Origin of the sequence: Embleya hyalina, assembly GCF_003967355.1 — a bacterium.
Lineage (GTDB): Bacteria > Actinomycetota > Actinomycetes > Streptomycetales > Streptomycetaceae > Embleya > Embleya hyalina.
Window position 1 is genome coordinate 146749 of sequence record NZ_BIFH01000017.1, and the last position, 20292, is coordinate 167040.

The following is a 20292-nucleotide window of genomic DNA, read 5'->3' on the forward strand; positions in this document are numbered from 1 at the left end:
ACCCCTTCGCAACCGCCCCCGAAGAACTGGTAATGTTCACGTCACCCGAGCCCCTGTAGCTCAGGGGATAGAGCAACGGCCTCCGGAGCCGTGTGCGCAGGTTCGAATCCTGCCAGGGGCACACAGCGTGAACAGTCTCAGCAGCCACGATCAGTCGTGAGCTGCTGTTTTTGTTTTGGGGATTGCGGGTGGTGCTCACTGTGGGGGCTGGGGTGGGCGGTGTGCGTGTGGTGGGCTTGGAGGGGTTTTGGTGGGGCGTACGTCGTGGTTGCGAGGGTGGTGGCTGGGTGCGACGGCCTCGGAGGTGATTTGAAGCTGTGTATCCGGGGTGCTTCGAGGGGCAGAGACTGGGTTTTGTGATGGTGGGCTGTGCCTTGCCTGCGGTGGGGTGAGGGAGCCCCGGGTGCGGTGGGGGTGGTTTTAGGTGAGGCCTCGGTGGGTTAGTGCGGCTGTCAGGTTTCGTTTGCGGTGGTGGTTGGTGCGTAGGGTGGTGAAGCGCTCCTGCCAGGTTTGTTCGCAGTCGGCGGCTCGGGAGGTGTCTCGGGCGCGGGCGATCAGGTCGGCGGCGCGGGCGTAGGCGTTGTTGCCTGTTGTCGTGATGAGGGCTTCGGCTTCTCGCATGTAGGTGCGGACCGCGGCCTCCGGGCGGGTGGTTCGGCAGCCGTCGGCCAGGCGCAGCCATTGTTCGCGGGTCGCGCCGAGGGTTTCGGCCTCCGTCCATGCCTCGTCGAATTGCTCGTCGGCGAGCAGGATGTCGATCAGGACTCGGGTCGCCCGGACGCGGGTGGGCGGGTGTGCGATCGCGTCGCGCAGCAGTTGCAACGCCTCGGTGTGGTAGCGGTCGTGTGCTCCGGTCGCCCGTGCGGCCTCCAGCAGTTGTCGGTGGCCTGCGACACTCGGCTGACTTCGAAACTGTTCCCAGCGGACCCGCGACGCGTCCTCGCCGCGACCGGCCGCGTCGTACCGCAGGGTCAGGTAGTCGGCGAGCCTGGATTCGTTCGGGTGTTCGGTGAAGCCGCGTTCGGCCCATTCGAGTGCTTCGTCCACACGACCGGCGTCGGTGAGTACATCGGCGATCCGCAGGTAGGCGTAGCCGTGGGTGAGGTCGTCGCGGAGGGCGTCGACCAGCGCGTCCGTGTCCTCCTGAACCTCGGCCAAGTCTTCCCGCAGGTGGCGGACAAGGCGCCGATCCTCGCGCACCGCACGCAATCGTGTGGCGTAGTGCGCGATGCCGGTGTCGCCCAGCGGATCCGCGTAGTCCCGGATCCGCAGTTCCGGCCAGTCGTGGCCGGCCAGTTGGAACGTGAGCAGCCAGTCGGCCAGTTCGACGGGGTCGGTCGGGGCCGCCGCGCATGCTTCGGCGTGCAACTCGACCAGTGCCTCGCCCTCGTCCGTGATCGCGCCGTCGGAGTCGTCGACGTCCCCGAGCGCGACGCCGATCAGGCCCAGCGCGCGACCGGAGAGGTCCACCACGGCGACGTGGTGGCCGCCGTCGGACAACTCGCGCAGGGTCTCCGCGATGTCGGCGACCGCGCCGGCGTAGGTGTGGGCGCCGTGTCGATCCAGGTAGCCGTACGTGCGCAGTGAGCGGCCGAGGTGCTCGCGGATCGCCGCGATGTCCGGTCCGCCGCCGGCGTCGGTGCGGGCGGCGCGCAGAGCGAGGCGGCGGCGCAGGTCGGGATCGTTGTGGGCCGCCTCGTCGAGGAGGTCGACGAGTTCGTGCGGATCGAGCGAGGCGAGGTAGGCCCGCAGGTCGAACGTGTGGGCGCCGGGCTCGTCGGCCGGACGGTTCTCGACGGACCGAAGGAAGGTGAGGCCGACCGCGACGCAGTGTTTACAGAAGTGGCCCTGATCGCCGTAGGGACAGTCGCAGTTGCCGGCGAGGCCGTCCGCTCCGTATTCGAGGACGACGCCGTATGTGTCGTTGCCGTACACCACGGCGGTCACGACGCCCGGGTCGTCCTCGGCCAGGTTCGCGACGGCGTCGAGATAGCCCTCGCCTCGTCCGTACGACTTCGAACCGGCGGCGGCGAGGAGGTCTTCTGCGGTGAATGGCGGTACGGGTACGGGTACGGGCACGTTCTCCATCAAACCGCACCCGCCCGGCTCGGGTCGGGCTACCTTCGGATTCCCGGCGGAGGAGGACCCGGGAGGCGGTTTCGACGAGCCGCCACGGGCTTGCCGGGGGACGGGCCACCCGGCTCGCCCCGCCGCCACGGACCCGCCGCCACAGATCCGCCGTCACAGATCCGCCGTCGTGTGTACCGCCTCGCCCTCCACGTATGTGCCCAGGACCCTTGCCTCGGCGATGTGCTCCGGCGGAGTCGCGTAGGGGTCGCGGTCGAGGACCACCAGGTCGGCGAGTTTGCCGGCCTCGATCGTGCCGGTGTCGTGGTCGCGGTGGTTCACGTATGCCGTGCCCACCGTGTAGGCCGCCAGGGCCGCCGTCAGGTCGATGCGCTGTTCGGGCAGGAACACCCGGTCGGCGGGGTCAGCGAAGGCGGGCAGGACCCGGTTGACCGCCGTGTGGATGCCCCACATCGGGTCGGGGGCGCTCACCGGCCAGTCGCTGCCGGCGGCGAGGGTCGCGCCGGAGCGGAGGAGGTCGCCGAAGGGGTATTGCCAGGCGGCCCGTTCGTCGCCCAGGAACGGGATGGTCAGTTCGTCCATCTGGGCCTCGTGGGCGGCCCACAGCGGCTGGAGGTTGGCGGACACGCCCAGTGCGGCGAAGCGCGGGATGTCGTCGGGGTGGACCACCTGGAGGTGCGCGATGTGGTGTCGCCGATCGCCCCGGCCGTTCGTGGCGAGCGCCTGGGCGAAGCCGTTCAGCGCCTCGCGCGCCGCCCGGTCGCCGACCGCGTGCACGTGTACCTGGAACCCGTGCGCGTCGAGGAGCGTGACGTGTTCGCGCAGTTCGGCCGGGTCGACGAAGCTCAGGCCGCTGTTGCCGGTGTGGCAGCCGCAACCGTCGAAGTACGGCTCGTTCAGCGCGGCGGTGAAGTTCTCCGCGACGCCGTCCTGCATGATCTTCACGCTCGTCGCGCTGAACCGGCCGACCGTCGAGGACGCGCGGAGCTCCAGCAGGCGCTCCAACTGCTCGGCACCGCGGTCGCGTTCCCACCACAGGGCGCCCACGACGCGCGCGGTGAGCTGCCCGGAGCGGGCCGCCGTCAGATACGCCGCCAGCGGATCCAGGCCCGGATGCGCGGAGCCGACCATCGCGTCCTGCCACGACGTCACGCCGACCGAGTGCATCCGTGCCTGGCCGGCGAGCAGGGCGCGCAGGCCGTCGGCCGCGTCCAGACCCGATACCAGGTCGCCGACCAGGGCCGCCGCGCCCTCGTGCAGGGTGCCCTGTGGCGTGCCGTCCGGCTCGCGCTCGATCCGCCCGTCGGCCGGGTCCGGGGTGTGCCGGTCGAGCCCGGCCAGTTCGAGCGCGCGGGTGTTCACCCATGCGCCGTGGCCGTCGGCGTTGATCAGGAACGCCGGCCGGTCCGGTACGAGTACGTCCAACTGCCGCCGACTCGGCGTGCCGCCGGCGAACGCCTCCATGTTCCACCCGCCGCCGGTGATCCACTCCTCGTCGGGCCGATGGGTCGCGTAGGCCCGAATCAGCGCGAACGTCGCGTCGGCGTCCCGGGCTTCGGACAGATCGCAGCGGATCAGCGTCATCCCCGCGAGCGCGGGGTGTACGTGCGCGTCCTGGAACCCGGGCACCAACGCCCGCCCCGCCAGGTCGATCACGTCGGTACGCGGCCCGATCAGCTCCCGTACGTCCGGGTCATGGCCCACCGCCACGATCCGCCCGTCCCGCACCGCCACCGCCGTGGCCCGGCGACGTACGGCATCGATCGTATGGACCGCACCACCTCGAAAGACGACATCGGCGAAGGCAGACATGTGGAACTCCCGGCGCTGTAACGGAGAAGGAGAGAAAGGAGGGCAAGGACAGGAAGGACGGGAAGGAGGGAAAAAGGGGACGAAGGGGAAGAAGTCAAGAGGGTGACGGGGGCGAGGCAGGGGAAAGAGGATTCGGAAGGTGGAGAGCGGACCACCCCCCTCAACGCCCCGGCATCCCCACCCCCGCGTAGTCCCACGGTCGAACCCGCTCCACCGCCGCCGCCACCCGGAACACCGTCGCGTCGTCGTAGAACCGCCCGACGATCTGCACCCCCGTCGGAACCCCGTTCGCCGCCCGCCCCGACGGCACGCTCAACACCGGGCACCGGCTCGCGATGTTGAACACCGTCGTGAGCGACGCCTCGAGGTAGTGCTCCAACTCGACGCCGTTGATGGTGACCTTGGTCGACGTGTAGTCGTCGTCCGCCAGGAACGCGGGAATGCCGGCCGTCGGGCACAACAACACGTCGTACCGGTCCAGGAGTCCGCCGATCTCGGCCTGGATCGCCGCCTCGCGCTCCAGGCCCGAAAGCAGTCCGCGCCGGTCCGCCACCGCGACCGTCTCCTCGGCGAACCTGAGGGTGTACGCGTTGAGTTGATCGCCGTGGTCGTTCGCGACCCCGCGCACCCACGAACCGAAGATCGCGCCGAAATGGATCATCGCCGTGTCCATGACGTCGCGTCGGCGGATGTCGACCGCCACCTCCTCGACGATCGCCCCGGCTTCGCGCAACGCGTCCGCGACCGCCCGGGTGTTGGCCTCCACCTCGGGATCGACCTGCCAGTCGCCCAGCCCGATCGACAGCGCCACCCGCAGCCCCGCGACGCCCCCCGGCACGGTCGGCAGGGTCAGCTTGGGGCTGAGCGCGACGCCGTCGAGCGGATGCGGGCCCGCGATCACGTTCTGGAGCAGTACGCAGTCGGCGACCGTGCGGGTCATCGGGCCGTCGTGGCAGTACGTGTCGAGGTTGAACGGCGGCAGCGCCGGAACACGGCCGTACGGCGGCTTGTAGCCGACCGTGCCGGTGAACGAGGCGGGGATGCGGATCGAGCCGCCGATGTCCGAACCGGTCGCGAGCGTCGTACTCCCGGCCGCCAGCGCCGCGCCCGCGCCACCCGAGGAACCACCCGGCGAATAGGCCGGGTTCCACGGATTGCGGGTCACGCCCCACAACTTCGAGTCGGTGAAGGCCGCGCAGCTGAACTCCGGGGTCGTGGTGCGCGCGTGCACGATGCCGCCGGCGGCCATCACCCGCTCGACCACGGGGTGCGTCGTCTCGGCGATCTCGGTCGCGAAGGGCAGCGAGCCCTCGGCGATGATCCGGCCGGCGATCGGCTGCTCCTCCTTGGTCGCCACCGCGAGCCCTTCCAACGGCCGTGGCGCGTCGCCCTTGCCGGCGTAGCGGGCCTCGGCCTCCCGTGCCGCGGCCAGTGCTTCGTCGTACATCCGCTCGGCGAGGCAATTGACGACGGGCTCGACCGCTTCCGCGCGCGTGATCACCGCGTTCATCAGTTCCACGGGCGACAACGATCGGTCCCGGAAACGACGCAGTGCCTCGGTCGCGGGCAGATAGGCGAGTTCGTCGAGGGCGTGATCGGACATGGGAAGTACTTGATCCTTTCGTCGTGTGTGCGTCGCGGCCGGGTGCACCGCGACGAGTTCGGCTGCGTCGAACGGGAATCAGTCCCCCGACGAGCCCCCCGCTTCCCGCTCCAGCGCCCGCCGATCCGCCGCGATCCGCGCCGGATCCCACCCCACCCGCGGCACCGAATCCAGCAGCAGCCGCGTATAGGTGTGCCGCGGTTCCGTCAGCACATCCACCGTCGGTCCGGCCTCCACGACCCGCCCGCCGCGCAGCACCACCACGTCCTCCGTGATGTGCCGAACGACCGCGAGGTCGTGGCTGACGAACAGGAAGCCGACTCCCGCGTCGCGCCGGATCCCGGCCAGGAGGTCGAGGATCTGCGCCTGGATGGACACGTCCAGCGCGGCGACCGCCTCGTCCAGGATCAGCACCTTCGGCTCGGCGGCCAGCGCTCGTGCGATCGCCACCCGTTGGCGCTGTCCACCCGACAGGGCCTTCGGCAGCGCACTCGCCTCGCGCTCGCCCAGCCCCACCTGGTCCAGCAACTCGACGACACGCGCGGTCCGTTGCTCCCGGGTCAGGTCGAAGTGCAGGCGCAGCACCTCCTCGACGCACTCGCGCACCACGACGCGCGGATCCAGGGACAGGTAGGGGTCCTGGAACACCATCTGCATCTCCCGCGCGCGGGCGAGGCGTTCGGCCCGATTGCGGGTAGGCGCCGACCGTTCCCGACCCCCGACGCGGATGCTGCCCGAGTCGGGCGAGACGAGCCCCACGAGCATCCGCGCCGTCGTGGTCTTGCCGCATCCGGACTCGCCGACGATGCCCAGCGAGCCGCCGGGCGCAAGCGTGAACGAGACGCCGTCCACGGCCCGATGTCCGCCGAACGCCTTGCACAGGTCGACGACTTCGAGGGTGGCGTCCACCGCGTCGGCGCCCTTGTCCCCAGTCGTCCCGGACGTCCGGGTCACCGAGCCGGTCACGTCACAATCCCCTCGTCGACCCGAAAACAAGCCGCGTACGCGTCGTCGGCCCGCACCAGCGCGGGCGGCTCGACCAGGCACTCCGGCCGTACCTGCGCACAGCGCGCCGCGAACGCGCACCCGGTCGGCGCCTCGGCCAACGACACCGGTCGTCCCGGAATCGGCTTCGGCGGCCCGGCGTCCGGGTCCAGGCGCGGCGTGGACGCGAGCAGTCCGGCGGTGTACGGATGCCTCGGTCGGGCGAACAACCCCGCCGCGGTCTGCGTCTCGACGATCCGCCCCGCGTACATCACGTAGACCCGGTCGCACACCGCCGCGGCCAGCTCCAGGTCGTGCGTCACGAACAACATGCCGGTCCCGCGCTCCGCCTGGAGCCGGGTCAGGATCGCGATCACCTCGGCCTGCGTGGTCACGTCGAGCGCGGTGGTGGGCTCGTCCGCCAGCAACAACGACGGCTCCCCGGCGAGCGCGGCGGCGATCACCACCCGCTGGAGCATGCCGCCGGAGAAGTGGTGCGGATAGCGACGCATGGCGCCCTCGGGGTCGCGAATGCCCACCGCTTCGAGCAGTTCGACCGCCCGTCGCGCGGCGACCGCCGGAGCGGTCCCGGCCGCGCGCAGCCCCTCGGTGAGGAAGTCGCCGACGCGGCGCATCGGGTTGACCGACGCCCTCGGGTCCTGGAAGACCATCGCCACCTCGCGCGCCCGGAGCGAGCGCAACTCGGCGCGGCGCATGCCCAGTACGTCGCGCCCGCCCACCCGCACCGCACCGCTCACCGCGGCTCCCTCGGGCAGCAGCCCGAGCACCGAGCGGCACGCGACCGACTTGCCCGAGCCGGACTCCCCGACCAGGCCGACACTTTCGCCCTCGCCCACCCGCAGCGAGACGCCGTCCAGGATCGGCCGGGCGGCCCGCCCCTGGGGCAACCGCACGGTCAGCTCGTCGATTTCCAGAAATGCCATGGCCGGATCAGCGCTCCCGCTTCGCGACTCGGTCGGCGATGCCCTCGCCGACGATGCCGAATGCCACGACCGCGACGACGATGCACAGGCCCGGCGCGAACGAGGGCAGCATGGCGTCCTGGAGGAGTGCGGCCTGGCCCTCGTTGATCATCGATCCCCAGTCGGAGTCGGGTGGTTGCACGCCGAAGCCGAGGTAGGACAGCGCGGCCAGGTCCATCAGCGCGTAGCCGAAGTTGATCGCCGACTGGGCCAGCACGGTCGGGGTGATGTTGGGGATCAGGTGCCGCACACAGATGGTCCAGCCCGACCAGCCCTGGACGCGGTAGGACTCGATGTACGGCCGCGCCTTCTCCTGGCCGGCGATCGAGCGCACCAGGCGGCCGACGTACGGCGTGTAGGCGACGCTCATCGCGATCACCGGAGCGGTCAGTCCGGAGCCGAAGACGGCGACGAACAGGATGGCCACGAGCATGCCCGGGAACGCGAAGATCAGGTCCATCGAGCGGGACAACATCGCGTCGATCCACCCGCCGCGCCACGCGGCGGCGACGCCGATCGCGATGCCCAGGAACGTGGAGATGCCCACCACGAGCAGCGGACCGAGCAGGCCGGTGCGGGCACCGTGGATGACGCGGGACAGGATGTCCCGGCCGGACTGGTCGGCGCCGAGCAGGTGCTCGGACGACGAGCCGGCGAGCGTGGCGGTCAGGTCCACGGCGTCGGGGTCGTACGGCGCGATCAGCGGGGCGAACACCGCGATCAGCACGAGCAGTACGAGGACCGCGGCCGCGCCGGCGAACAGCGGGCCCTGCCGCAGCGCGCGCAACAGGCCGAAGCCGGGCCGCCGGACGATCGCGCCGTCGGCGGCCTCGCGGTCGATCCGGAGCGTACTCACGAGGCACCTCGCCCGGTTGGCGAAAGCCGCGGGTCCACCAGCGGCTGCAGCAGGTCCACCACGAGGTTGACCAGCACGAACGCGGCCACGGTGAGCAGCGTGACGGCCTGTACCACCGGGAAGTCCTTGACGTTCACGGACGACACCAACAGCCCGCCCACACCCGGCACGGAGAACGCCGTCTCCACGATCGACGTGGTCACCAACAGGCCCGCGATCATGGTGCCGACGACCGTGACGATCGGACCGAGCGCGTTGCGCAGCACGTGTCGGCGCACCACGTCGGTCTCCGCGACACCGCGGGCGCGGGCCACCTCGACGTGTTCGCGGGCCAGTTCGTCCAGCATCGACGATCGTGTCACCCGGGCCAGCAGCCCGGACAGGGTGAACGCGAGCGCCACCGCGGGCAGGGTCAGATGCTCGACGCGGCCCGCGAAGCCCTGGCCGCCGCCGAAGGTGGGGAACCAGCCGAGCTTGACCGAGAAGACCGAGACCAGGCCGATGGAGGCGACGAACGAGGGTGTCGCCGTGGCCACTCCGGTGCCGATCAGTACGAACCTGTCCACGAAGCCCGGGCGCAGCGCGGCCACGATGCCAAGCAGCACGCCGGCGAGCACGATGAGCAGCGCGGCGTAGCCGATCAGGAACAGCGTGGTGGGCAGCCGGGACGCGATCAACGCGCCGACGTCCTGGCGGAACTGCACCGAGCGGCCGAAGTCGCCGGCGCACACGTCGCCGAGCCACTGCGCGTACTGGGACAGGAACGGGTCGTCCAGGTGGTACTGGGCGCGCACGGCCGCCTTGGCCTCCGGCGTCGCCGGGTGGCCCTTGAGCAGGAAGGTCACCGGATCCCCGGGGGCGAGGTGGATCGCGCTGAAGACCAGGAACGAGGTCGCGAGCAGCACCATCGCCAACCCGAGGAAACGGGCCAGGAAGTAGCGCGCCATCAGCCCGCGGCTCCGACGGTCGCGGCCCACGGCCAGTAGAGCGCGGCGCTGCTGACCGTGGCGCCGGTGATCCGCTTGTTCATGAAGAGGTTGGACGGCTGCTCGAAGAGCGGGATCGAGACCAGGTCGCGCGCCGCGATCTCCTGGAGCTTGGCGGTCAGGTCCGAGCGGGCCCCGGCGTCGGCGGTGGCCGCCGCCTGGTCGTAGAGCTTGTCGTACTCGGGGTTGGAGTAGTTGCCGTAGTTGGCGAACGCCCCGGTGACGAACGACTCGTAGAACTCCAGCGGGTCCGGGGTGTTGGTGTATCCGTTGGTCACCACCAGGTCGATGCCCTTGCGCGCCTCGGGATCGGTGAACAACGCGGTGTAGGCGTCGGGGGTGACCGTCTTGAGTTCGATGTCCAGGCCGATCGACTTGCCCGCGGCCTGGATCGCCGTGGACGAGACGGAGATCTCCGGGGCGAGCACGCTGGTGGCCAGCACGATCTTCCTGTTCGCGGCGCCCGACTCGGTGACCAGTTTCCGGGCCGCGGCGAGGTCCTGCCCGATCGGCGGCAGCGTGGCGTAGTAGCCCTGTGCGCGGTCGGGGGCCAGGCCCCAGGCGGTGATCGGGAGCAGGCTCTTGGCGTCGGTGGCGTAGCCGCCGGCCGCGGCCTTGATCAGGCCGGGCCGGTCGATCGCCATGGACAGTGCCTGCCGCGTCCTCGGGTCGCCCATCGGACCCTGCATGTTCGTGACGCCGAGCAGGTAGGCGCCGGTGCCCGGGCCGAAGTACAGCTTGCCCTGGGGGGAGTTCAGCAGCCGGCCGTAGGCGTTGGACGGCACCGTGTAGCCGCCGTCGACCGAGCCGGACAGCAGCGCGTTCACGCGCGCGGCCGGGTCCTGGATGAAGACGAACTTGAACCGGTCGTTCTTCGGGGCCAGTTTCGGGTCCCAGTAGTTCGGGTTCTTCGCGAGCACGATCGAGTCGCCGGCGGTCCACTTGTCCAGCGAGTAGGGACCGGTGCAGTTCACCCCGCCCTGCGGATTGCCGTAGTCCTTCCCGGCCTTGGCGATCGAGGCGGCGCTCTCGACCGTGCCGGGCGAGGCGGCGAGCAGCGAATTGAGCAGCGCGTCCGGCTTGTTCAGCCTGATCGTCACCTGGAGCGGGCCGGTGGCGTCGATCGAGGCGACGTTGCGGAACGCGGTACCCCAGGCGGAGGCGAGTTCGGGGTCCATGTGCCGCTTGAGGCTGGCCACCGCGTCGGCGGAGGTCATCGGCGTGCCGTCGTGGAAGGTGACCCCGGGCCGCAGTTCGTAGACCCAGGTGAGGGGGTCCGGGTTGGTGTACGAGGCGGCCAGTCCCGGCTCGATCTTCATGTCCGGCGTGGTGCGCAGGAACTGCTCGCAGACGTTGGCGAGCACGGTGTTGATCGGGAAGTCCCAGGCGTAGAGGTAGTCGAGCGTCTGCGGCTCGGCGTACAGCGACCAGGTGACCGAGGGGACGTTGCCCTTGGCCGCGGGGGTGTCCGGGCTGATCTTGAACCCGCCGGCCGGCTTGGCCGAGTCGTTGGAACCACCGGAGCACCCGGCCACGGCGGCGGCCATGACGGCAACCGCCGCGACGGATCGGAGCATGCGCAAGGGAACCCACCTCTTCCAGGGGGTAGCGGGGACGCTGGGGTCGTCTGGAGTATTGATGCGGGAACGTTCCCGCACAAGGGTTTGCGGGAACGGTTTTCTGGAGGTCGCAGCGGGGTGGGCGGGCGTGACGCGGGGCTGTCCGGCCGGCAGCATGTGGCGACATGACCACTTCACCGCGAGGCGGCGGCAAACGACCCGCGCCCGTACCCCGGGTCCGTCTCGTCGACGTCGCCCGCGAGGCGGGGCTGTCCAAGACCACCGTCTCGGCCGCCCTGAACGGCACCGGTCGACTGTCCGACGCGGTCCGCCTGCACGCCCGGGAGACCGCGCGGCGGCTCGGCTACCGCCCCAACGCGAGCGCGCGGCTGTTGCGCGCGGGGCACGCCCGCTTGATCGGGTACGCGGTCCGCGAATACGTGGACACACCCTGGTCGTACATGGAGTCGCCGTACTTCGCCCAACTCACCAGTGCCAGCGCGCAGGCCGCGCTCGCGCACGGATACGCGCTGGTGCTGCTGCCCACCCACTCGGCCCGGGACGAATGGGCGGACCTGCCCCTGGACGCGGCGGTGATGGCCGACCCGCTGGTCGGCGACCCGCTGGTCGAGGACTTTCTCGCGGCCCGGATCCCGGTCGTCTCGGACCGGCGGGTCGAGGGTCGGCCCGGCGCGCACTGGGTGGACGTCGACCACGAGACCGCGATCCGCGGCGTCCTCGACCACCTGGAGGCGGGCGGTGCCCGGCGGATCGGGCTGGTCGGCGCGCACTCCACCTCACTGTTCTACGAGGCGGGACTGACGGCCTATCAGGCGTGGTGCCGGGAACGGGGATTCCCCCCGCTGGTCGGTCTGGCCCCGCATCCGAGCACGCAGGCCACCCGGGCGGCGATCGACCTCTTGCTGGCGTCGCCCGACCGGCCCGACGCGCTCTTCATCCTGATCGAGGACAGCCCGCTGTCGATCCTGGACGCCATCCGGGCACACGGCCTGCGCGTCCCGGAGGATCTGCTGCTCGCCTGTGTCAGCGACGACCCCATGGCCGGCCGAACCGATCCACCGATCACCACCCTGAGCCTGCGCCCGAGCGAAATCGCCACCGTGGGCATGGAGTTGCTGATCAACGCGCTGGAGAGCGGCGACCGGACCCCGACCGGTCGACTCGTCGAGACACGATTGGAGGTGCGGGGGACGTCACGAAGGGGTGGTGGGGCCGAAGCGTCCGGACCGCCGCGAACGGGGTGACGATGCCACGAGCGGTACGCACGCCGGAGCGACGGCGACCGGCCACATCGAACCGCCCGGCGATCGCGAAACCCGTACCCGAGCCGCGACGTGCCTCGGCCCCGACGACCGGATCCCGGCGCCCGGGATCATCGCGGCAACGTCGCGAGGTCGATCTCGATCGGTTCCACCTGCCGCGGTGCATCCGACGGCAACGATCCATGTCGTCGGCGGCCCACCGAATCCCGTCCGACGACCCACGAATCCGACTCCGGAGGAACACACCATGATCGAGTCCGCCGAGACCTCCGCCGGCGAGCCGACCGCGGTGCGGGGCTTCAGCCCCCGCACGGGCAGGCCCATCGGTGATCCCGTGCCGGTGAGTTCCGAGGCCGAGGTCGACCGGGTCGTCGCGGCGGCTCGGGAGGTGTTGCCCGGGTGGGCCGCCCGCGACGGGGGTGAGCGGGCCTCGGTGTTGGCGGCGGTCGCCGACGCGCTGGACGCCGCGCGGGACGAGTTGGTGGCGATCGCCGACGGGGAGACCGCGCTGGGTGTGGTCCGATTGGCCGGGGAGGTCGGGCGTACGTCGGGCCAACTGCGCATGTTCGCGGGGCTGCTCCGGGCCGGCGCGCACGTGGGCGCGGTGCTCAGCCCGGCCGATCCGGCGCTCGGCCGGCCGGACGTGCGCCGCATGCTGCATCCGATCGGCGTGGTCGCGGTGTTCGCCGCGAGCAACTTCCCGTTCGCGTTCTCCGTGGTCGGCGGCGACACCGCGTCCGCGTGGGCGGCGGGGTGTCCGGTCGTGGTCAAGGTGCACGAGGCGCACCCGGCGACCTCGATCGCGGTGGCCCGGGTGGTCCGCGCCGCGCTGACCGCCGCCGGCGCCGCCGAGGACCTGCTCGGCCTGGTCGTCGGCCCCGCCTCCGGCGCCCCGCTGGTCACCCATCCGGGCATCGCGGCCGTCGGCTTCACCGGCTCGCTCGCGGGCGGCCGGGCCCTGTTCGACCTGGCCGCCGGCCGGCCCGACCCGATCCCGTTCTTCGGCGAACTCGGCAGCGTCAACCCGGTCGTGGTGCTGCCGGGCGCGGCGGCCGAGCGGGCCGACGAGCTGGCCCGGGGCTACCTCGGCTCGCTCACCCTGGGCACCGGGCAGTTCTGTACCAATCCCGGCCTGCTGTTCGTCCCCGAGGCCGGCGGCCTCCCCGACGCCATCGCCGCGCACACCCGCACCACGACCGGCGGCCCGATGTTGTCCGAGCGCATCCGGGACGCGTACGAGCGGAGCACGGCGGCGTACGCCGGGCCCGAGCCGGCCAGGGGTACCGCCGGCGAAGGCGCCTGGGCGGTCGCCCCCGTGGTCCGGCGCACCGGCCTCGCCGAGTTCGTCGCGCACGCCGCCGAGCTGACCGAGGAGACCTTCGGCCCGGCCGGCCTGGTCGTCACCTATCCCGATCCGGACCGCCTCCTCACCGCCCTCGCCGTACTCCCGGGCAGCCTCACCGGCTCGGTGCACGCCGTCGAGGCCGACCACCCCCTCGCCGCCCGGGTCGCCGCCGTACTGCGCCCGCGCGTCGGCCGGCTCGTCCACAACGGCTGGCCCACGGGCGTCGCGGTGTGCTGGGCCATGCACCACGGCGGCCCCTGGCCCGCCACCACCGCCCCCGGCCACACCTCCGTCGGCGGCGCCGCGCTGCGGCGCTGGCTCGTCCCGACCGCCTACCAGGACTGGCCCGACGCCCTCCTGCCCCCGGAACTGCGCGACGCCAACCCGCTGGGCGTACCCCGCGAAATCCAGCCCTGACCCGTCGGCGGCCCGAGCCGCCCACTTGTCCACAGACCGCACTCGGCTGTCGCCACAAGCTCTTAGACTGCTCGGATGACAGCGCTCGACGACGGTCCCCAGATCAGCGAAGCGCTGCAGGTTCTGCATCGCGTCTTCGGCTACGACTCGTTTCGCGGCAGCCAGCAGGAGATCATCGAGCATGTGATCGGCGGCGGCGACGCCCTCGTACTCATGCCCACCGGTGGCGGCAAGTCGCTCTGCTACCAGATCCCCGCGCTGGTCCGCAAAGGCGTCGGGGTGGTGATCTCCCCGCTGATCGCGCTCATGCAGGACCAGGTCGACGCGCTGACCGCGCTCGGCGTGCGGGCCGGATTCCTCAACTCGACGCAGAACCCCGACGAGCGGCGCATGGTCGAGGCGGAGTTCCTGGCCGGCGAGCTCGACCTGCTCTACCTGGCGCCCGAGCGGCTGAGGGTCGACGCCACCCTGCGGCTCCTGGACCGGGGCATCGTCTCGCTGTTCGCGATCGACGAGGCACACTGCGTGGCGCAGTGGGGCCACGACTTCCGGCCCGACTACCTCACCCTGTCCCAGTTGCACGAGCGCTGGCCCGACGTGCCGCGCGTGGCGCTCACCGCGACGGCGACCGAGGCCACCCACGCCGAGATCGCCTCCCGGCTGAACCTGGGGCAGGCCCGGCACTTCGTGGCCAGCTTCGACCGACCCAACATCCAGTACCGGATCGCCCACAAGGACAAGCCGCAGAAGCAGCTGCTCGACCTGCTCCGGGCCGAACACGCGGGCGACGCGGGCATCGTCTACTGCCTGTCCCGGGCCTCGGTGGAGAAGACCGCCGCGTTCCTGGTCGACAACGGCGTCGACGCGCTGCCGTACCACGCGGGCCTGGACTCGCGCGTGCGCGCCGCCAACCAGGCCCGGTTCCTGCGCGAGGACGGCATGGTGATGGTGGCGACCATCGCCTTCGGCATGGGTATCGACAAGCCCGACGTGCGCTTCGTCGCGCACCTGGACCTGCCCAAGTCGGTCGAGGGCTACTACCAGGAGACCGGCCGCGCGGGGCGCGACGGGCTGCCGTCCACCGCGTGGCTGGCCTACGGCCTGCAGGACGTCGTACAGCAGCGCAAGATGATCGACGGCTCGGAGGGCGACGCGGCCCACCGCCGCCGACTCGGCACCCACCTGGACGCGATGTTGGCGCTGTGCGAGACGGTCGAGTGCCGCCGGGTGCGCCTGCTCGCCTACTTCGGCCAGCAGAGCACCGCGTGCGGCAACTGCGACACCTGCCTGTCCCCGCCCGCCGCGTGGGACGGCACGATCGCGGCGCAGAAGGTGTTGTCGACGGTGTGGCGGCTCAAGAACGAGCGGCGCGGGCAGAAGTTCGGCGCGGGCCAGATCGTCGACATCCTGCTCGGCGCGAAGACCGCCAAGGTGATCCAGTTCGACCACGACACGCTCCGCGTGTTCGGCATCGGTACCGAGCTGAGCCGGACCGAATGGATGAGCGTGGTGCGGCAGTTGCTGGCGATGAAGCTGATCGCGGTGGAGCCGTCGTACAACGCGCTGGTGCTCACCGAGGGCAGCGACGAGGTGCTGGGCCGCAAGCGCGAGGTGATGTTGCGGCGCGAGCCCGAGCGGCCGGCGCGCGCGGCGAAGACCGCGAAGGCGGCCAAGACCGGCAAGGGCAAGGCGGCGCCGGTCGAGATGCCGGCGGCGGCCGCGCCGATCTTCGAGGCGCTGCGGGCGTGGCGCGGGGCGACCGCGAAGGAGCAGGGCGTCCCGGCCTACGTGATCTTCCACGACGCGACGCTGCGCGAGATCGCGACGGCCCTGCCGACCACGCTCGCCGAGTTGGGCACGATCAGCGGGATCGGCGAGAACAAGCTGGCCAAGTACGGGCAGCCGATCCTGGACACGCTGGCCGGCTCGGCCCCGACCGGCGCGGCCCCGGCGGCGGCCACCCCGCCCGCACAACCGACGAAGCCGACGCGGCCCGCGGCCGAGCTCACCCGCGAGCCCGTGCCCGAACTCATCCGCGAGCCCCTCCCGGACTACCAGCCGGACTATCAGGCCGACTACCCGCCCGACTACGAGCCGGACTTCGAACCCACCCCGGAATACGACCCGGACTTCGACCCGGATCCCGACTACCGGGGCTGACGCACCGAGCCGAGGACCGGACCGCGGGGATCACCCCGTACCGAGCCGAAGGGCCCGGGCCGCGGGATCACCCCGTACCGAGCCGAAGGACCCGGGCCGCAGGATCACCCCGTACCGCGCCGAGGGCCGGGCCGCGGAAACCACCGCGGCCCGGCCCGAAGGCTCCGCCATCCGGAGAACCCCACACCGGCGTCCGCACCGCGCACCGCCCGTACCCGCCCGCCGCCCGACCACCCACTCCGAAAACGAGAACGACCGGCCCCGGGGAGTCCACCCCGGAACCGGTCGCCTCGAATGCGTGTCGGTCAGCCCTTGTCCGCCGCGCCGCCTTCCGGCGTCTCGTCGAGCTCGGCCAGCTCCGCCATGAAGCGCTCGATCACGTCGCTGTCGGCCACCAGCGTGCCGACCGGCTCGCCGAGCACCTTGCTCGCCAGCTCGGTCGCGATCAGGCCCAGCTCCGCGTGCAGCGACGCGGTCGCGAGCGTGACGTCGCCGTTCAGCTTCTCGTGGCCGGTGGTCACCAGCTCCTCACGAATGCGCTGCCCCTCGGCGCGCGCCTCCGCGATCAGCCTGGCCCCCTCCTCGGCCGCCTGCTGCCGAACCAGCGCGGTCTCGCGCCGGGTCTCGGCCATCTGCGCCCGCAGCTCGGCCAGTGCGGCCTCGCTCTCGGCCTGGATGTCGGTCGCCCGGTCGAAGCCGCCTTCGAGCGCGTCGTGCCGTTCGGCGAGCGTCTTCCCGATCCGCGGCAGCAGGACCTTCGCGAAGACCGCGAAGACCAGCCCGAAAACGATGACTCCGAAGATCAGTTCGCCGACATCCGGCTTGAGAGGTCCCATGGTCCGAAATCCTCGAACACGACGGACCACAAATCAAGTTACGACCACATCGCCGATCACCCACCGCGACACATCGACTCCCCTGCGCACTCGAAAGGCCGCCCGAACCGCCGATCCACCGCTCACGACCGCCCCGCCGGGAGGTCGATCAGCACGATCGGCGCCCCGGAGGGCCGGGCCGAGCCGCCCGCCGGCTCCACCGTCACCCCCACCCCCGACGCCCGGTCCAACCCCGACGCCAGCAGCGCCGTCCCCGGCCGGATCAGGCCGATCGACCGCATCCGGCCGTTGTCGCTGTACCACCCCTGGTACACCCGCGCGTCCGGCAGCGTCGGCAGCCCCGAGGTCAGCACCACGGCCCGGTCCAGCGCGGGCGAGGCGATCACCCGCACCGTCCCGCCACCACTGGCCGGCGCCGACCCCCCGACCGCGTCCGGCGCGGTGATCACCGCCTCGATCGCCGCGCCCCGCGCCCGCTGCTCGGCCACGGCCCGTTCGGCGTCCCGGGCGTCCCGGTACCGATCGATCGCCACCCCGCCCAGCGCGCCGATCGCCGCCAGGCAGGCCGCCAGTACCAGGACCACCACCCGCCGGGTCCGCCGCGGCTCCACCGGGGTGGGTGAGTGCCGATCGGGCAGCTCCGGCGGCAGCTGACGCACGGTCGCGATCTCGTCCATCACCCGCCGCTTCAGCTCCGGACCCGGCGACTCGGCGACCGCGACGGCCAGTCGTGCCGAGGTCGCCCGGAACTCGCGCACCTCCCGCGCGCACGCCGGACACTCGACCAAGTGGCCTTCGAACTCCCGCCGTTCGTCCTCGTCGAGGGCGTGCAGGGCGTACGCGCCCGTCATCGTGTGCAGGTCGGCGGAGGTCATGCGCCCACTCCCAGGCAGTCGCGGAGGCGGATCAGACCGTCCCGCAGGCGGGTCTTGATCGTGCCCAGCGGTACGTCGAGCAGGCCGGCCACCTCGCGGTGCGTACAGCCCCGGTAGTAGGCCAGGGTCACGGACCGGCGCTGCACCTCGGTGAGGGTGCGCAGGCAGCGCCGTACCTGCTCGCGTTCCAGCCGCGCCTCGACCTCCTCGACCACCTCGTCGTACTCCGGCGTGTGCTCGCGGACCGCGGTGCGGTGCTCCCGATCGGTGGCCGCCTGGGCCGAGCGCACCCGGTCGACGGCGCGACGGTGCGCCATGGTCAGGATCCAGGTCATCGCGCTGCCCCGGTCGGGGCGAAAACGCGCGGCGCCGCGCCAGACGTCGAGCAGCACCTCCTGGGCCACCTCCTCCGACTGCGCGGGATCGCGGACCACCCGCCGGGCGACGCCCAGCACCGCGCCGATCACCGCGTCGTAGACGAACGAGAACGCCTCCTGGTCCCCCTGCGCGACACGGGCGAGCCGGTCCTCCAGCGTGGGGGCGTGCTCGCCCGGCGCGGCGAGGTGTACGACGGTCCTCACCCGGCCTCACCCCCCTGCCCGAGCCCGTCCCGGCGGCGGTGTCCGTGCCGATCGTCCATGTCCCACTCCCACTCGCGCCGACCCCGAGGCGGACACCCGCGCCGTGCGTCCGGGCCCCGAGCGCTCCCGGCCCCATCACCGCACATGGCCATCCGACCCATATTCGGCGCCGCGGACCGCCCGGATTGGTCCTCGCACCCATCGATTTCCGGACCGGCACGCCACCCCGCCCCATTCGAGTGAACGACCAATCCGAATGGCCGACGGCACCGAATGGCCCGACGTGAAGGCAAACGAGACTCGCCGATGGCTCCGGGCCGGAGCAGGCGCGCTGAGCGGACTGCTGTCCGCCGGCGCGGCGTTGGCCGTCGCCGAGTTCGCCGCCGCGTTCCTCCGCCCCGAGGCGGGCCCCCTTCCGGCCGTCGGGGGAGCGGTGATCGACCGCACTCCCCCGGAGGTCAAGGACTGGGCGGTCCGCCAGTTCGGCACCGACGACAAACTCGTGTTGCGCACGGGGATCCTGGTGCTCCTGGGCCTGATCGCGATGGGCCTGGGCGTCCTGTCCCTGCGGCTGCGCCGTACCGCGATGGCCGGAGTGGTCGCGTTCGGCCTGGTCGGCGCGTACGCGGCGACGCATCGCGCCGGCGCCGGCGCCGTCGACGCGGTGCCCTCCCTGCTGGGTGGTGTGCTCGGCGCCGCCGCGCTGTGGTGGTCGACCGAGCCGGTGGTGCGAGTGCGCGCGGAGGATCGCGCGTTCGACCGCCGGGCGTTCCTGACCACCATCGCCGCATTGGCCGTGGGCTCGGCCGTGGCCGGCACCACCGGTCGGATCGTCGCCGACGGCAGACGGGCCTCGATCGCCGCCTTCCGCAACCGGATCCGGCTGCCCGTCGCGGCGGAACCGGCCGCACCTCTCCCCCCGGGCACCGACCTGCGCCTGCCCGGACTGTCCGCCTTCACCACCCCCAACGCCGACTTCTACCGCGTCGACACCGCCCTGGTGGTTCCCCGCGTCGACGTGCGGAACTGGTCGCTGCGCATCCACGGAAAGGGTGTCCGTACACCGCTGCGCTACTCCTACGACGACCTGTTGCGCCGCCCGCTGATCGAGCGCGACCTCACCCTGACCTGCGTGTCGAACGAGGTCGGCGGGCCGTACACGGGCACCGCCCGCTGGCTCGGGGTACGCCTCGCCGACCTCTTGCGCGAGGCCGGTGTACGCCCGCCGAGCCGGGGCGGGCCCGCCGATCAACTGGTGTCCCGGTCCGTCGACGGGATGACCATCGGCACCCCGGTCGAAGTCGCCATGGACGGGCGCGACGCGCTGCTCGCGGTGGGCATGAACGGCGAACCCCTGCCGTTCGAACACGGCTACCCGGTCCGGATGGTGGTGCCCGGACTGTACGGCTACGTCTCCGCGTGCAAGTGGCTCGTCGACCTCGAACTGACCACGTTCGCCGGCTACGACGCCTACTGGGTCAAGCGCACCTGGGCCCGGGAGGCGCCGATCAAGACCCAGTCGCGCATCGACACGCCCAAGCCGTTCGCCCGCCTCCGGGTCGGCGTTCCGATACCGATCGCCGGCGTCGCCTGGGCCCAGCACCGGGGCGTGGCAGCGGTCGAGGTGAGCGTGGACGGCGGGCCGTGGCAGCGGGCCCGATCGGCCGAGGTCCCCGGACCCGACACCTGGCGGCAGTGGGTGTGGGAGTGGACCCCGACCCGGACCGGCTCACATCGGATCGAGGTCCGCGCGACCGACGCCGGCGGCGCGGTGCAGACCGACAAGCGGGTCGGCACGGTGCCGGACGGTGCCACCGGACGACATTCGGTGGTGGTCACCGTCGCCTGATCACCCCCTCGCCGCCTGTCGGCCCCCCGTTCCCGTCACCCGTTCGACGCCGCGGCGCATCCGTCGCGGTCGCCA

General features: G+C 71.9%; 15 protein-coding genes and 1 tRNA gene. 5 read left to right on the forward strand and 11 right to left on the reverse strand.

Going from position 1 to position 20292, the window contains the following annotated elements; translation table 11 throughout:
- Window positions 1–49 precede the first annotated feature (49 nt).
- Window positions 50–121, forward strand: a tRNA-Arg gene (locus EMA17_RS14030).
- A gap of 299 nt (window positions 122–420) precedes the next feature.
- Here the strand turns inward: EMA17_RS14030 and EMA17_RS14035 are convergent.
- From EMA17_RS14035 to EMA17_RS14070, 8 genes are all read right to left on the reverse strand, one after another.
- The gene (locus EMA17_RS14035; RefSeq protein ID WP_126637325.1) at window positions 421–2088 is read right to left on the reverse strand and encodes an SWIM zinc finger family protein; all 1668 of its coding nucleotides are present in this window, start codon (window positions 2086–2088) and stop codon (window positions 421–423) included.
- A 153-nt stretch (window positions 2089–2241) separates the two neighbouring features.
- The gene (locus EMA17_RS14040; RefSeq protein ID WP_170222163.1) at window positions 2242–3900 is read right to left on the reverse strand and encodes an amidohydrolase; all 1659 of its coding nucleotides are present in this window, start codon (window positions 3898–3900) and stop codon (window positions 2242–2244) included.
- Window positions 3901–4060: 160 nt separating this feature from the next.
- Window positions 4061–5503 carry an amidase gene (locus EMA17_RS14045; RefSeq protein ID WP_126637326.1) on the reverse strand — a complete coding sequence of 481 codons (1443 nt, stop codon included), beginning with the start codon at window positions 5501–5503 and terminating at the stop codon, window positions 4061–4063.
- Window positions 5504–5581: 78 nt separating this feature from the next.
- Window positions 5582–6412 (reverse strand): ABC transporter ATP-binding protein, encoded by an 831-nt coding sequence (locus EMA17_RS14050; protein WP_126637588.1) that lies wholly within the window; start codon window positions 6410–6412, stop codon window positions 5582–5584.
- 53 nt (window positions 6413–6465) lie between these two features.
- Window positions 6466–7431 carry an ABC transporter ATP-binding protein gene (locus tag EMA17_RS14055; protein ID WP_126637327.1) on the reverse strand — a complete coding sequence of 322 codons (966 nt, stop codon included), beginning with the start codon at window positions 7429–7431 and terminating at the stop codon, window positions 6466–6468.
- A gap of 7 nt (window positions 7432–7438) precedes the next feature.
- On the reverse strand, window positions 7439–8326 hold the full coding sequence (locus EMA17_RS14060) for an ABC transporter permease (protein WP_218042820.1): 888 nt from the start codon (window positions 8324–8326) through the stop codon (window positions 7439–7441).
- Window positions 8323–9273: an ABC transporter permease gene (locus tag EMA17_RS14065; RefSeq protein WP_126637328.1), complete on the reverse strand. Its 951-nt coding sequence runs from the start codon at window positions 9271–9273 to the stop codon at window positions 8323–8325. Before EMA17_RS14065 ends, EMA17_RS14060 begins: the two co-directional genes overlap by 4 nt.
- Window positions 9273–10889 carry an ABC transporter substrate-binding protein gene (locus tag EMA17_RS14070; RefSeq protein ID WP_126637329.1) on the reverse strand — a complete coding sequence of 539 codons (1617 nt, stop codon included), beginning with the start codon at window positions 10887–10889 and terminating at the stop codon, window positions 9273–9275. Before EMA17_RS14070 ends, EMA17_RS14065 begins: the two co-directional genes overlap by 1 nt.
- Before the next feature lie 167 nt (window positions 10890–11056).
- On the opposite strand from EMA17_RS14070, the gene EMA17_RS14075 reads away from it, so the two are divergent.
- The 3 genes from EMA17_RS14075 to recQ all read left to right on the forward strand — a co-directional run bounded on the left by EMA17_RS14075 (window position 11057) and on the right by recQ (window position 16076).
- Window positions 11057–12136: a LacI family DNA-binding transcriptional regulator gene (locus EMA17_RS14075; RefSeq protein ID WP_126637330.1), complete on the forward strand. Its 1080-nt coding sequence runs from the start codon at window positions 11057–11059 to the stop codon at window positions 12134–12136.
- Window positions 12137–12401: 265 nt separating this feature from the next.
- Window positions 12402–13916 (forward strand): aldehyde dehydrogenase (NADP(+)), encoded by a 1515-nt coding sequence (locus tag EMA17_RS14080; protein ID WP_126637331.1) that lies wholly within the window; start codon window positions 12402–12404, stop codon window positions 13914–13916.
- 75 nt (window positions 13917–13991) lie between these two features.
- Window positions 13992–16076 carry a DNA helicase RecQ gene (gene recQ, locus EMA17_RS14085; protein ID WP_126637332.1) on the forward strand — a complete coding sequence of 695 codons (2085 nt, stop codon included), beginning with the start codon at window positions 13992–13994 and terminating at the stop codon, window positions 16074–16076.
- A gap of 305 nt (window positions 16077–16381) precedes the next feature.
- On the opposite strand, the gene EMA17_RS14090 is transcribed toward recQ, so the two are convergent.
- The 3 genes from EMA17_RS14090 to sigK all read right to left on the reverse strand — a co-directional run bounded on the left by EMA17_RS14090 (window position 16382) and on the right by sigK (window position 18368).
- Window positions 16382–16912, reverse strand: a complete 531-nt coding sequence (locus EMA17_RS14090) for a F0F1 ATP synthase subunit B family protein (RefSeq protein WP_126637333.1) — start codon at window positions 16910–16912, stop codon at window positions 16382–16384.
- A gap of 122 nt (window positions 16913–17034) precedes the next feature.
- Window positions 17035–17787 carry an anti-sigma factor gene (locus tag EMA17_RS55335; protein ID WP_126637334.1) on the reverse strand — a complete coding sequence of 251 codons (753 nt, stop codon included), beginning with the start codon at window positions 17785–17787 and terminating at the stop codon, window positions 17035–17037.
- Window positions 17784–18368, reverse strand: a complete 585-nt coding sequence (sigK, locus tag EMA17_RS14100) for an ECF RNA polymerase sigma factor SigK (protein WP_126637335.1) — start codon at window positions 18366–18368, stop codon at window positions 17784–17786. Before sigK ends, EMA17_RS55335 begins: the two co-directional genes overlap by 4 nt.
- A 256-nt stretch (window positions 18369–18624) precedes the next feature.
- Here sigK and EMA17_RS14105 point away from each other — a divergent pair, with 256 nt between their 5' ends.
- Window positions 18625–20217, forward strand: a complete 1593-nt coding sequence (locus EMA17_RS14105) for a molybdopterin-dependent oxidoreductase (protein WP_126637336.1) — start codon at window positions 18625–18627, stop codon at window positions 20215–20217.
- The last annotated feature ends 75 nt before the right edge of the window (window positions 20218–20292 follow it).

What these genes read in the sequence shown, in the direction of transcription:
- EMA17_RS14090 (WP_126637333.1), bottom strand. Translation starts at nt 16,912, where the DNA reads ATGGGACCTCTCAAGCCGGATGTCGGCGAACTGATCTTCGGAGTCATC.
- EMA17_RS14055 (WP_126637327.1), bottom strand. Translation starts at nt 7,431, where the DNA reads ATGGCATTTCTGGAAATCGACGAGCTGACCGTGCGGTTGCCCCAGGGG.
- EMA17_RS14080 (WP_126637331.1), top strand. Translation starts at nt 12,402, where the DNA reads ATGATCGAGTCCGCCGAGACCTCCGCCGGCGAGCCGACCGCGGTGCGG.
- EMA17_RS55335 (WP_126637334.1), bottom strand. Translation starts at nt 17,787, where the DNA reads ATGACCTCCGCCGACCTGCACACGATGACGGGCGCGTACGCCCTGCAC.
- EMA17_RS14045 (WP_126637326.1), bottom strand. Translation starts at nt 5,503, where the DNA reads ATGTCCGATCACGCCCTCGACGAACTCGCCTATCTGCCCGCGACCGAG.
- recQ (WP_126637332.1), top strand. Translation starts at nt 13,992, where the DNA reads ATGACAGCGCTCGACGACGGTCCCCAGATCAGCGAAGCGCTGCAGGTT.
- EMA17_RS14065 (WP_126637328.1), bottom strand. Translation starts at nt 9,273, where the DNA reads ATGGCGCGCTACTTCCTGGCCCGTTTCCTCGGGTTGGCGATGGTGCTG.
- EMA17_RS14040 (WP_170222163.1), bottom strand. Translation starts at nt 3,900, where the DNA reads ATGTCTGCCTTCGCCGATGTCGTCTTTCGAGGTGGTGCGGTCCATACG.
- EMA17_RS14070 (WP_126637329.1), bottom strand. Translation starts at nt 10,889, where the DNA reads ATGCTCCGATCCGTCGCGGCGGTTGCCGTCATGGCCGCCGCCGTGGCC.
- EMA17_RS14035 (WP_126637325.1), bottom strand. Translation starts at nt 2,088, where the DNA reads ATGGAGAACGTGCCCGTACCCGTACCCGTACCGCCATTCACCGCAGAA.
- EMA17_RS14075 (WP_126637330.1), top strand. Translation starts at nt 11,057, where the DNA reads ATGACCACTTCACCGCGAGGCGGCGGCAAACGACCCGCGCCCGTACCC.
- EMA17_RS14105 (WP_126637336.1), top strand. Translation starts at nt 18,625, where the DNA reads ATGGCCGACGGCACCGAATGGCCCGACGTGAAGGCAAACGAGACTCGC.